The organism is Streptomyces sp. NPDC001714 (assembly GCF_042892755.1).
Classification (GTDB): Bacteria; Actinomycetota; Actinomycetes; order Streptomycetales; family Streptomycetaceae; genus Streptomyces.
In genome coordinates, this window is sequence record NZ_JBIAUL010000015.1 from 111,649 (window position 1) to 123,852 (window position 12,204).

Sequence of the window (12,204 nt, forward strand, 5' to 3'; positions counted from 1 at the left end):
CAGGCCGGGGAACCGGACAGACGCGGCCCGGGCCCCCTGGGGCCCGGGCCGCGTCGCGTCCTCGGCTCGGTCCGCTGCTCCGCTAGTCCGCTTCCACTTCCAGGAAGTACTCGAAGCGGTCCAGGTCGAGGGCCATGCCGGTCAGCTGGTGGAAACCGTCCGCGTGCTCCGGCCGCAGCGGGTACACGTCGGTGAACCGGTCCGCGGGCACCGCCAGCAGCTCCGCGAAGGCGTCGGCGCCCACGGACGAGACGTCGGTGACCGTCTCGGGCGTGTCCTCGTCCTTGGCGTAGCGGGCGACGAGGTATTTCATGGGGTCACCTTCCGGGTTCCGTCCGCGGGCTTGGTCTGGGCACCAGTATTGGGGTCGAACTCCCCGAGGTGCTTGCCGCGCTTGTTGTACTTCTCGACCGTCCCGTGCTGCGAGTCCCACTCGTAGATCTCCCCGGTGCCCGGGTCCTTCCACCGCTTGCGCAGGCCCCCGCCGCCCTGCACGGGAGTCTTCGGCTTGGCGCGGGCGGCCTTGGGGAAGCCCGGCAGGTTGCTCGGCGCCGGCTTCGGGCCCGGCTGGACGACCTTGTTGACGTTGCTCTTGCTCTGCGCCTCGCGCAGGGCCTGGCCCAGGCCGTCGTTGAAGCGGCCCACGCCGTCGGCGGTGGTGAAACCGCCCGAGACGATCAGTGTCGTGCTCGCGGCGATGGCCGGGGCACCGGCGAGACAGCCGATGCCGGTGATGCACAGCGCACCGCCGGCGATGTCGCCGGAGCCGCCGACGCCCATCATCACGACGCCCGCGCCGGTCTCCGCGAGACCCGTCCAGACGTCCTCGTTGGTGAGGATCGCCTCGCCGTAGGTGAGGACGGTGTCCGCGGTGTCCTCCAGCCAGTCCGGGACCCAGTCGCTGCCGGAGTCCTCGTCGGGCGCGTCCTGGCTCGGGGCGCTGCGCCAGGCCTCCTCCGTCTTCCGGTACTCGGCCTCCTCCTGGATCTGCTTGGTGACTGCGGCCTGGAAGGCGTCCAGGGCGGCCTTGCCGGCGGCCGTGGAGTCCTTGCCGGCGGCCGTCGCCGACGCGCGGGCGTCGTCCGCCGCGCGCCACGCCTCGTCGGCCGAGCCCTGGGCCCAGTTCGCCGACGCCTGCGCCTGGGTGGCGGACTCGACGGCCCGTGCGGCCGCCGCGTGGGCGTCCTCCTCCGCGGCCCGCGCGGTCCTGGCCGAGGCCGCCGCGTTCGCCGCCGACGTCTCCGCGTCCTGGGCGGACTTGAGGGCGTCGTCGGCGTACCCCTTGGCGGCCTTCGCCGAGGCGTCGGCCTGCTTGGCGTACTCCTTGGCGTCGGCCGCGGCCTTGCGCGCCGTGGCGGCGACCTTGCCGGCCTCGGCGGCGTTCTTCTGGGCGGTCGCGGCCACCGAGGCGGCCTCGGAGATCAGCTGCTGGACCAGGGCGACATGGCCGGCCGCCAGCTGGTCCTTGCGCTGCGCCTGGTACTGGCCGTGCTGGATGAACGCGTGCAGCAGCGGCGCGGGCCCCTCCAACGCGATCCTGGCCGCCGCCTTGACCTCGGGGCCGCCGCTGTCCACGAGCTGCGCCGCGCGCACCCGCTCGTCCTCGGTGCGGGCCTGGTACTGGCCGTCGGTGACGAACGTGCGGTACCGGTCCACGGAACCGGAGTTCAGCGCCGCCCGGCCCGCCTCCTGGACGCCCGGGCCCCCGGTGGAGACGACCCGCGCGATGTAGACACGCAGGTCGTCGGCCATCGCCTGGTACTGGCCGTCCTTCAGGAACGTGCTGATCCGGGCCGTGCCGCCGGCCAGGGCCTGCTCGGCCGAGCCGCGCACGCCGGACGACGGCGACTCCAGGGCCAGCGTCTGCACCCGGGCCCGCTCGTCCGCCTGGGCCGCCTCGACCCGGCCGCTACGGACGTACGACACCACCTCGGCGGTGTCCCCGGCGAGCGCGTCCCCGGCCGCCGAACGGCTCCAGGGCCCACGGGACTTCAGGGTGCGCAGGGCGAGGTCACGGCCGTCGGCGGCGACCTTCTGCAGATCGGCGCCGGGCGCGGAGGCGGCGGTGCTCAGCTGCCGGGCATCCGCTTCGAGGGCCGCGGACGCCTGCGTCACGCGCTCCTGCGCCGCCTGCCGCCGCTCCTCCTGCGCCTTGAGGTCCCGGGCGCGCGCCACGGCCTCGTTGGTACGGGCGGTCAGCTCCTCGGCCTCGATCTGCCGGGCCAGCGTGAACACCGACTTGGCCTTGGCCACGGCTCCGCTCGCGATGTCCGCCGCCTCCTTGGCGGCCTTCGCGTGGGCGGTCGCCTGGTTGGCCGCGTCGGCGGCGTCCGCGGCGTGGTCGGCGGCCGCGTCGGCCTCCTTGGCCGCGTTCTCGGCGTGCGTGGCGGCCGAGTTGGCCGCGTCCCGGGCCTCGCCCGCGGCGGTGGCCGCCTTGCGGGCCAGGCTCTCCGCGGCGTTCGCGGCGCGGGTGGCCTCCGCGGCCTGGGCGCGTGCGGCCGCGGCCGCCGCGTCGGCCTCGGCGGAGTGCGCCCCGGCCTGGTCCGCATAGGCGCTGGCGTCGCTCGCCGCACTGGCGGCCGCGTCGGCGTTGCCGCCAGCGCTCGCCGCGGCCTTCGCCGCGTCCCCCGCCGCGGTCGCCGCGACCCCGGCCTGGGCGGCGGCGTCCGCCGCGAGCCGGGCGCCCTTCGCCGCGGTACGGGCGTCGTCGGCGGCCTTGTGGGCGGTGCTCGCCTTGGTGGCGTCCGTGGCCGCGTCGGCCGCCGCCCCGCGGGCCCGGCTCGCGGCCTGGGCGGCACCGGTCGCCGCGGCGGCGGCCTGGGTGGCCGCGGTGGCCGCCGTACGGGCCGAGTTGTTGGCCGCGCGGGCCGCGTCGATGGCCTGCTGGGCCGCCTTGGCGGCCTGGCCCGCGGCGGTGGCCGCGCGGGAGGCCGCGGACGCGGCGCGCACCGAGTCCTTGCGGGCCGCCTCTGTCTCCTTCGCCGCCTTCTGCGCGGCCTCCTTGGCCAGCGCGGAGGCCGCGACGGCCCGCGCCGAGGCGTCCTTGGCCGCCTCCGTCTCCGCCTTCGCCTGGCGTCCGGCCTCCTTCGCCTGCGCGGCGAGCTGGGCGACCGTGGCGCGCTCCTGGTCGCGTGAGCGGGCGACATACTGGCCGACCTGGAGGAACTCGCGGATGTCGGCGGCGGTGCCGTCCAGCGCGACCCGGCCCGCGGCCCGGACATTGGGTCCGCCCGTGCTCACGATCTGCACGAGCTGGACCCGCTCGTCCTCCTCGCGCTGCGTGTACTGGCCCTCGTCGAGGAAGGCGGTCATGTCCTCGGACGTGCCTTTGAGAGCGGCCCGGCCGGCCTCCTGCACGCCGGGCCCGCCCGCGTCGATGATCTGGGCAATGCGGACGCGTTGGTCCTGCTCCAGCGGCGCCTTCCAGCCGTCCTTCAGGAAGGCGGTCAGGTCGTCCTGCGACCCGGCCAGCGCCGTGCGGGCGGCCTCCTGCAGGCCCCGTCCGCCGATACTCGCGAGCTGCGCGGTCTGCACCCGGTCGTCCTGGTAGGCGGCCTCGGGCGCGACGTCGTCGAGGAAGTGCCGCACGTCGGTGTCCGCGCCGGTGAGGGCGATCTCCGCGGCGGCCCGCAGCCCCGGCCCGCCCGACTTCCACAACTCCAGGACCCGGCCACGGTCCGAGTACGCCCCGCTCGTCGTGTCGGAGCCGCCGGCCGGCGAACCTGCGGCCTGGGCCGGGACGGGGCCGAGCAGCCCCGCGGCGATCGCCAGGGGCAGCAGACCGAGCGCGGTTCCCCGTATCACCCGTACGGCTTTTCCAGCGGTATCGAACTGGTCAGTTCTTCGATTCACTGAGTACCTGTCTCGGTAATCGGCGACGACCCCCGAATTGCGAGTCGCCGAATGGTCGACGGGTAAGCATAGCCATCGTTTTACCGAGTGGAAGCGAATTATGCGTCGGCGGAGCCGGCGCGGCGGCGGCGCGGGGGTCGAGGTTGACGACGCGGCGCACCTTTGCTTACCCTGTGCCTCGACTTTACGTTCGCGGTAATCGGGCCCGACCAGCCCGCGGTGCCGTGGACCTGTATTCACGGGGATGGAGGGGGGACCGGTTGCGCGCGCTCGCAACCGGCTGATCTGGGCATACAGCGGCAATGAGGGTCGCTGCTCACGCATGTCTGCATTTTTTTCATCGCATCCTGGCGGGGGTCTCTCGATGCGAGGATCCACGCCGGAAGGGAATCTTCGGTGCCTTTCCGCGCCCGAAATCTTGTTGTTTCCGGAATGGCGGTCGCGTGTGTCACGCTGGCCGGAATTTCGGTGGCAGCGGCCGACGATCCGCCGCAATCCCCGGCCGACTCGGCACCGCCCGTGGCGGTCGAGGACTACGGTTATCCCGGCGCCGACCACGTATTCGCCGAAAAGGGCATCCGGCTGAAGAGGGGCGACGGGCACATTCTGCTGGCCGACTGCGACCAGGGCACCCAGCAGATCCGGGTGCTGACCCGCAAGGACGACTCCGTGGGCCGGGCGGGCACCTACTGCTTCCAGGCCACCGCGAAGACCGGCCGCCTCACGCTCGAACTCCCGCAGGTCTTCATGGTGGAGGCGGGCGCCGACCACCCGATCCGCGCCGACCTGACCAGCAACGGCCAGACCACCTCGGTCAGCGTTCCCAAGGGCGGCTTCGAGTCCGTCGGCGAGGGCGCCGGCGGCGCGCCGTCGGTCCTCGTCGAACTCCAGGTGACCGGCTGAGAACCGCCGGCCGCCGCACCCCGGCCCGCGGGTTCCGCCGGGCGCCGGGCTGTTGGGCTACGCCTTGCCCTTACCCGCCCTTCCGCATGCTCCTCGGCTTTCCCCCGTGCGCCCTGCGTCCAGCGGCGCTGTCGGGAAGCCCGCCTTTCGATTCGAGGGAAACGTGAAAGACGCCCGTCCGCGCAGCACGCGCATGATGTGGGCCGCCGGTCTCGCGGCCGCCGGTCTGACGACCGGTCTGCTGACCGCGGCCCCGGCCCAGTCCGTCGTCGGTGACCAGCTCGCGGACGGAGTCGACCAGTTCACGGTCAAGCTCCACATCGCCGGCGGCACCGACAACGAGCGTGGCTGCTCCGGCACCCTGGTCGATCAGCAGTGGGTCCTCACCGCGGCGAGCTGCTTCGCGCCCGACCCCCGGCAGGCGACCGCGCTCACCCGGGGCGCGCCGCCCCTGCCCACTCTGGTGACCGCCGACGGCAACGCCCCCACGCCGACGGCCGAGCTGAAGCAGCGGGTCCGCGAGATCGTGCCGTACCCGGGCCGCGACCTGGTCATGGCGCGTCTCGACGACCCGACCACCGCCGCCGACCAGCTGGACGGGCCGTTCCCCGACATCGCCTCCGCCGACGTCAGCTCCGCGGCCCCGGCGCAGGGCGACCGGCTCACGGCGGTCGGTTACGGCCGTACCCGGCTGGAATGGGTTCCCGCGCGGGCCCACAGCGGATCCTTCGGCGTGGATCTCGTCAACCCCACCACCCTGGCGATCTCGCCCGCCGCCTCCGGCGGCGCGCTGTGCAAGGGAGACGCCGGCGGGCCGGTGCTCGACACCGGCGGCAGGGTCGTCGGCGTGGTCAGCGCCGCCTGGGACGGCGGCTGCTTCAACTCGCGGGAGACCCGCACCGGGGCCGTCGCCACCCGGGTCGACGACATCGCCGACTGGGTGCAGAAGGTGCTGCTGACCAACCGCCAGAAGTACGTCACCGACGTCATGTCCGCGGCCGACTTCGACGGCGACGGCCGTACCGATATCTCCGCGCTGCTCACCAGCGGCTCGGCCCAGGTCTTCCACGGCCGGTCCGACGGCACGCTCGAATACGGCTCCGTCCTGAGGGCGATCGGACGCAGTGACCAGAAGGAGCTCGTCGCCGGGGACTTCGACACGACCGCCGGGACCGAGCTGATCGCGGCCGACGCCGACGGCGACCTCACCCTGTTCAGCAGGCGCTCGTGGGTTCCGGGCGTCTACAACCGCTCCAAGCTGTGGACGGACGCCACCTGGAAGAACGGCCTGCCCGTGGCCACGCTGCGGACCGGGAAGGAGGGCCGCGACACCCTGCTCTTCCAGTGGCCCGACGGTTCCCTCTACACCTACAAGCGCGATGCCGACGGCAACCTCGTCAACCAGAGGAAGGCGATGTGGCCGGACAAGACCTGGAAGAAGAAGCACATCGCCACGGCCGACTTCACCGGTGACGGGCGGGACGACATCGCCGCCGTCGCCGCCGACGGTGCGCTCCACCTCTACCCGGGCAAGGCCGACGGCACCTTCGACAAGGCCCGTTCGATGTGGCCCGACAAGAGCTGGGGCACCATCCGCGCCGTGGTCGGCGGCGACTTCGACGGTGACGGCAAGGCGGACCTGGCCGCGCTGTGGGCCAACGGTGACCTGAAGTGGTACGCGGGCGACGGCAAGGGCGCACTGGCGGCGGGCAGGTCCATGTGGCCGACGGTCTGAACCGCCGGGGGTGAGTGACCCCAAGGAGACGTAATCCGGTCGCAAAGGAAACAAAAAATGGCCGGATTACGTCTCACACGTACAACCCTGATCGCACCTCGTGGATCTGATCACGCGAGTCAACAGACTCCCTAGATCACTTGGGCCTCGCGCCCACTGTTCCCACTGGGGAATTCATGCGCATTCGTGCCACCGTGGCCGCCGTCTCCGGCGCCCTGGCCCTCTCCGCGTTCGTCGCCCCGGCCGCGCACGCCGCCGGCAGTACCACGCTGGACGTCACCTTCTCCAGCATGACGGTCAACGCCGGCAAGGCGATCGTCGTGCCCGCCACGGGCACCGTGAAGGTCGCGGTCACCTACAAGGTGACCCACGCCGCGAGCCTGAGCACGGGCGACTTCTACGCCGTCCCGGTCATCTACCACGGCTCCTCGATCAAGACCTCCGAGTACGGCGTCGCCCCCGACACCGACCCGACCTGCACGGACACCTCGTCCACCGTCCAGAGCTGCAAGGCCACCCTCAACGTGAGCCGCGCCGACCTGGTCAACAGCATCGCCGGCACGTGGCAGAAGGGCGGTATCGCCTTCGACAAGAACGACGACCCGACCTTCCAGGACAACATGGGCAAGGTGCTCGTCCAGCGCCTGTCCAAGCTGACGGTCAACGCCGCCCCCGAGCCGGTCAAGAAGGGCAAGACCATCACGGTCACCGGCTCCCTGACCCGCGCCAACTGGGACGCCAAGAAGTACTCGGGCTACGCGAGCCAGTCCGTCAAGCTCCAGTTCCGCAAGAAGGGCTCCAGCACCTACACCACGCTGAAGACCATCAAGTCCTCGTCCACGGGCGCCCTGAAGACGACGACCACCGCGACGGTGGACGGCTACTACCGCTACTCCTTCGCCGGCACCTCCACGACCCCGGCGGTCAACGCCACGGGCGACTACGTCGACGTGCAGTAGTTGCAGCGCCCCGTCAGGGGCGCGGGGCTGTATCTGATGTGCGGCTACCGCCGCGCGGGCGCGACCCAGCCACCACCGGGCCCGCGCGGTTCCCGCAACCGCATCACACCGGGTACGTCCGCTCCACCCACTTCCACAGAAACTCCAGCACCGCCGACGCCACCACGGCCACGCCGACGGCGGTCCACGGCATCGCCATCCCCACCAGCTTCAACGCGAAGAAGCTCTGCAGCGCCGGTACGGTGAGCACGAACACGAAGGCCACGCCCATCGAGGCCACCAGGGCGACCCGCCACCACGTGTACGGCCGGGCGATGATCGCCAGCACCCACATCGAGATCAGGAAGAGGGTCAGGGTCGCGGCGCTGGTCTCGGCGTCCAGCGATCCCGTTCCCGTGTAGTAGTGCCGGGCGATCAGGTACGTCACGAAGGTCGCGGCACCGGCCACCACGCCCCCCGGGATCGAGTACCGCATCACCCGGCGGACGAAGTGCGGCTGCGCCCGTTCCCTGTTCGGTGCCAGGGCGAGGAAGAAGGCCGGGATGCCGATGGTCAGGGTGGAGAGCAGGGTCAGGTGCCTCGGCAGGAAGGGGTATTCGACCTGCCAGCAGACCACCAGGACCGCGAGCAGCACCGAGTACACCGTCTTGACCAGGAACAGCGTGGCGACCCGGGTGATGTTGCCGATCACCCGCCGCCCCTCGGCCACCACCGAGGGCAGCGTGGCGAAGCTGTTGTTGAGCAGGACGATCTGGGCCACCGCCCGGGTCGCCTCCGAGCCCGAGCCCATGGAGACGCCGATGTCGGCGTCCTTGAGGGCGAGTACGTCGTTCACGCCGTCGCCGGTCATCGCGACCGTGTGCCCGCGCGACTGCAACGCCCCCACCATGTCCCGCTTCTGCTGCGGGGTGACCCGTCCGAAGACGGTGCCCGCGTCGAGGGCCTCGGCCATCCCGTCCCGCTCGGCGGGCAGCCGGCGCGCGTCCACCGTCGTACCGGTGAGGCCGAGCTTGGCCGCCACGGCGCCCACCGACACCGCGTTGTCGCCGGAGATGACCTTGGCGCGGACGTCCTGGTCGGCGAAGTAGCGGAGGGTGTCGGCGGCGTCCGGGCGGAGCCGCTGCTCCAGGACGACCAACGCGGTGGCGTCGGCGCCCCGCGCCACCTCCGGGTCGTCGAGGTCCCGGCCGGCGCGGGCGAGCAGCAGCACCCGCAGCCCCTGCTCGTTGAGGCGTACGGTTTCGGCCAGTGCCGGGTCGTCGGCGCCGAGGAGCACGTCCGGCGCCCCCAGCAGCCAGGTGCTCAGCTCCCCGTCGCCCTCGCTGAAGGTCGCCCCGCTGTACTTGCGGGCGGAGGAGAAGGGCAGCGACTCCACGCACCGCCAGTCCTCGCTGTCGGGGTAGGCGTCGATGATCGCCTGGAGGGAGGCATTGGGGCGCGGGTCGGACTCGCCGAGCGAGCCCAGCACCTTGTGTACGTACGTCTCGTCGACGCCGTCCAGCGCCCGCAGCTCGGTGACGTCCATGCCGCCCTCGGTGAGGGTGCCGGTCTTGTCGAGGCAGACGGTGTCGATCCGGGCGAGACCCTCGATCGCGGGGAGTTCCTGGACCAGGCACTGCTGGCGGCCCAGCCGGATCACGCCGATCGCGAAGGCGACGGAGGTGAGCAGGACCAGGCCCTCGGGGACCATCGGGACGATGCCGCCGACCGTGCGGGCGACGGCGTCCTTGAGGCCGTTGTTCTTCACGACCAGCTGGGTGGCGACCAGGCCGATCGCGGCCGGGACCATCATCCAGGTCACGTACTTGAGGATGGTCGAGATACCGCTGCGCAGCTCGGAGTGGACGAGAGTGAAGCGGGACGCCTCCTCGGCGAGCTGGGCCGCGTACGCCTCCCGGCCGACCTTGGTCGCCGCGAAGGCGCCACCGCCGGCCACCACGAAGGAGCCCGACATCACCTGGTCGCCCGGGCGTTTGACGACCGGGTCGGCCTCACCGGTGAGCAGCGACTCGTCGATCTCCAGGCCGTCCGCCTCGGCGCACACCCCGTCCACGACGATCTTGTCGCCGGGGCCGATCTCGATCAGGTCATCGAGCACGATCTCGTGCGTACTCACTTCGACGGCGGCCCCGTCCCGGCGCACCGTCGGCCGCGCCTCGCCTATCACCGCGAGCGAGTCCAGGGTCTTCTTCGCCCGCCACTCCTGCACGATGCCGATGCCCGTGTTGGCGAGGATCACGAAGCCGAAGAGGCTGTCCTGGATCGGCGCCACGACCAGCATGATCAGCCACAGCACGCCGATGATCGCGTTGAACCGGGTGAAGACGTTCGCGCGCACGATCTCGCCGAACGAGCGGCTGCTGCGTACCGGTACGTCGTTCACCTGGCCGCGCGCGACCCGCCCCGCGACCTCGGCGGCCGTCAGGCCGGTCGCCCGCATGGGCGCCGGCAGCGGTACGGGATGCACAGGGTCGAGTTCGGCGCCCGCGTCGATGTGCTGCATGCCTTCGACGGTACGTGCGGATTTGCGCGTTCACCTGCCGAGTGCCCGGAAGATCCGACCAGGGGAGGACCGAGGTCGTGCGCAGGTTGTAGACGCCGGGACCTCTTCGCCCGCCCGCCCACCCGACTCGGTTACCTGAAAAGCATCCTCCAGCCGGCCGGCGTTCACGGGCGACGCCCGGTCCGTGTCCCCTTCGGTGCCTTCCGGTGTTCGGGGGCCAAGCCGGCTGCGCGTTCCCTTCGGGTCCGCCTGGGGTTCGGGGCGGAGCCCGTTCCGCAAACCCCTTCGCGCTGTCGGCGTTCAGGGCCGAGGGCCGGTCCGCATCCCCTCCAGCCCGTCCGGCGTTCCAGGACGAGGCCGTTCAGGCCGATGCCGTGAGGAGGGGGGTGCTTCTGGCCGGCTTCGGGGTGGTGCCCTACTCGGCCGTCGCCCGGTGCGCCTTGATCGCCGCGTCCCGCCGCTTCACGTAGTACACGCCGATCAGGCCGAGGCCGCCGCCGGCCAGGCAGGTCCAGATCCACCAGGTGTGGCCGTGGTCGGAGTACCAGCCGTAGAAGGGGAGCTGGGCCAGGAAGAGGACGAACCAGATGATCGTGCCACCGATGATCGTCGGGACGACAGGGCCCTCAAGGGGCTCCGGTGCCTCGTGCTGGGGGGTCCACTTCGCCATGGCGCTTAGCTTACGCACCCGCAAGGTCTACGCGCGGAGATAGCGATCTCGACATCATACGTTCATACTGAAACCGTTTGTGTTTGACCACTTCTGATCGTAGGAACCTCCAATGTCGAGCCCGGCTCCCACTCAGGCCCCCGCCCCCGAACAGCCGGGTGCGACCCCCGCGTACGGCGCGCTGGACCGTTACTTCAAGATCTCCGAGCGGGGCAGCACCCTGGCCCGCGAGGTGCGCGGCGGCTTCGCCACGTTCTTCGCGATGGCGTACATCATCGTGCTGAACCCGATCATCCTCGGCAGCGCGAAGGACATGTACGGCCACCACCTCGACCACGGTCAGCTGGTCACCGCCACGGTCATCACGGCGGCCTTCACGACGCTGCTCATGGGCGTCATCGGCAACGTCCCGATCGCGCTCGCCGCCGGCCTCGGCGTGAACTCCGTCGTCGCGCTCCAGCTGGCGCCCCGGATGTCCTGGCCGGACGCCATGGGCATGGTGGTGCTGGCCGGCATCGTCGTGATGCTGCTGGTCGCCAGCGGTCTGCGTGAGCGCGTGATGAACGCCGTCCCCTACAGCCTGCGCAAGGCGATCTCGATCGGTATCGGCCTGTTCATCATGCTGATCGGTCTGGTGGACTCCGGCTTCGTCACCCGTATCCCGGACGTCGCCCAGACCACCGTCCCGCTCCAGCTCGGCGCCGACGGTCACCTCAACGGCTGGCCGGTGCTCGTCTTCGTGCTCGGCGTGCTGCTCACCCTCGCGCTGATCGTCCGCAAGGTCTCCGGCGCGATCCTGATCTCGATCGTCGCGATGACCGTGCTGGCGCTGATCATCAACGCCGTCGCGCACGTGACCACCTGGGGCCTGACCGTCCCGACCTGGCCCGGCAACCCCGTCTCCAGCCCGGACTTCGGCCTGCTCGGCAAGGTCAGCCTCTTCGGCGGCTTCGGCAAGGTCGGCGTGCTGACCGGCATCCTCTTCGTCTTCACGGTCCTGCTGTCCTGCTTCTTCGACGCCATGGGCACGATCATGGGCGTCAGCGACGAGGCCAAGCTGACCGACGCCCAGGGCTACATGCCGGGCATCAACAAGGTCCTCTTCATCGACGGTGTCGCGGTCGCGGTCGGCGGTGCCAGCTCCTCCTCCGCCACCACCTGCTTCGTCGAGTCGACGGCCGGCGTCGGCGAGGGCGCCCGCACCGGCTTCGCCAACGTCGTCACCGGCGGGCTGTTCGCCGTGGCGCTGTTCCTCACCCCCGTCGCGACGATGGTCCCGTCCCAGGCGGCCACCCCGGCGCTGTTCGCGGTCGGCTTCCTGATCCTGGCCGGGTCGATCAAGGAGATCGACTGGGCCGACTACACGCTCGCGATCCCGGCCTTCGTGACCATGGTGATGATGCCGTTCACCTACTCGATCACGAACGGCATCGGCATGGGTTTCATCACCTTCGTGGTGCTGCGCCTGGCCGCCGGCCGGGCCAGGGAGATCCCGGTCGCGATGTACGTGGTCTCGGCGGTGTTCGCCTTCTACTACCTGATGCCGGCCCTCGGCCTCACGTGACCCGCGCGGGGGCGCGCC

The 12,204-nt window shown here is 71.4% G+C and carries 8 protein-coding genes; 4 read left to right on the plus strand and 4 right to left on the minus strand.

Annotated features, from left to right (window positions below):
* Positions 1-82 precede the first annotated feature (82 nt).
* The gene (locus tag ACFY0P_RS34110) at positions 83-313 is read right to left on the minus strand and encodes a hypothetical protein (protein WP_388921980.1); all 231 of its coding nucleotides are present in this window, start codon (positions 311-313) and stop codon (positions 83-85) included.
* Positions 310-3,804, minus strand: coding sequence for a colicin E3/pyocin S6 family cytotoxin (locus ACFY0P_RS34115; RefSeq protein WP_388921982.1), 3,495 nt, complete (start codon positions 3,802-3,804; stop codon positions 310-312). The genes ACFY0P_RS34110 and ACFY0P_RS34115 overlap by 4 nt, the downstream gene beginning before the upstream one ends.
* A 480-nt stretch (positions 3,805-4,284) precedes the next feature.
* On the opposite strand from ACFY0P_RS34115, the gene ACFY0P_RS34120 reads away from it, so the two are divergent.
* From ACFY0P_RS34120 to ACFY0P_RS34130, 3 genes are all read left to right on the plus strand, one after another.
* Positions 4,285-4,755 (plus strand): hypothetical protein, encoded by a 471-nt coding sequence (locus tag ACFY0P_RS34120; RefSeq protein ID WP_388921984.1) that lies wholly within the window; start codon positions 4,285-4,287, stop codon positions 4,753-4,755.
* A gap of 163 nt (positions 4,756-4,918) precedes the next feature.
* Positions 4,919-6,490, plus strand: coding sequence for an FG-GAP-like repeat-containing protein (locus tag ACFY0P_RS34125; RefSeq protein WP_388921986.1), 1,572 nt, complete (start codon positions 4,919-4,921; stop codon positions 6,488-6,490).
* A 176-nt stretch (positions 6,491-6,666) separates the two neighbouring features.
* Entirely contained in the window at positions 6,667-7,449 is a 783-nt protein-coding gene (locus tag ACFY0P_RS34130; protein ID WP_388921989.1) for a hypothetical protein, read from the plus strand.
* Positions 7,450-7,552: 103 nt separating this feature from the next.
* Here the strand turns inward: ACFY0P_RS34130 and ACFY0P_RS34135 are convergent, their stop codons facing one another.
* Both ACFY0P_RS34135 and ACFY0P_RS34140 read right to left on the minus strand, forming a co-directional pair.
* On the minus strand, positions 7,553-9,952 hold the full coding sequence (locus ACFY0P_RS34135) for an HAD-IC family P-type ATPase (protein WP_388921991.1): 2,400 nt from the start codon (positions 9,950-9,952) through the stop codon (positions 7,553-7,555).
* 415 nt (positions 9,953-10,367) lie between these two features.
* The gene (locus tag ACFY0P_RS34140; RefSeq protein ID WP_293989033.1) at positions 10,368-10,622 is read right to left on the minus strand and encodes a DUF2530 domain-containing protein; all 255 of its coding nucleotides are present in this window, start codon (positions 10,620-10,622) and stop codon (positions 10,368-10,370) included.
* Positions 10,623-10,734: 112 nt separating this feature from the next.
* Here ACFY0P_RS34140 and ACFY0P_RS34145 point away from each other — a divergent pair, with 112 nt between their 5' ends.
* Positions 10,735-12,186, plus strand: a complete 1,452-nt coding sequence (locus ACFY0P_RS34145) for an NCS2 family permease (protein ID WP_388921994.1) — start codon at positions 10,735-10,737, stop codon at positions 12,184-12,186.
* The last annotated feature ends 18 nt before the right edge of the window (positions 12,187-12,204 follow it).

Bases quoted from the DNA above. Each gene is read 5' to 3' on its own strand.
- ACFY0P_RS34110 (WP_388921980.1), bottom strand. From the start codon at position 313: ATGAAATACCTCGTCGCCCGCTACGCCAAGGACGAGGACACGCCCGAG.
- ACFY0P_RS34120 (WP_388921984.1), top strand. From the start codon at position 4,285: ATGGCGGTCGCGTGTGTCACGCTGGCCGGAATTTCGGTGGCAGCGGCC.
- ACFY0P_RS34130 (WP_388921989.1), top strand. From the start codon at position 6,667: ATGCGCATTCGTGCCACCGTGGCCGCCGTCTCCGGCGCCCTGGCCCTC.
- ACFY0P_RS34135 (WP_388921991.1), bottom strand. From the start codon at position 9,952: ATGCAGCACATCGACGCGGGCGCCGAACTCGACCCTGTGCATCCCGTA.
- ACFY0P_RS34140 (WP_293989033.1), bottom strand. From the start codon at position 10,622: ATGGCGAAGTGGACCCCCCAGCACGAGGCACCGGAGCCCCTTGAGGGC.
- ACFY0P_RS34145 (WP_388921994.1), top strand. From the start codon at position 10,735: ATGTCGAGCCCGGCTCCCACTCAGGCCCCCGCCCCCGAACAGCCGGGT.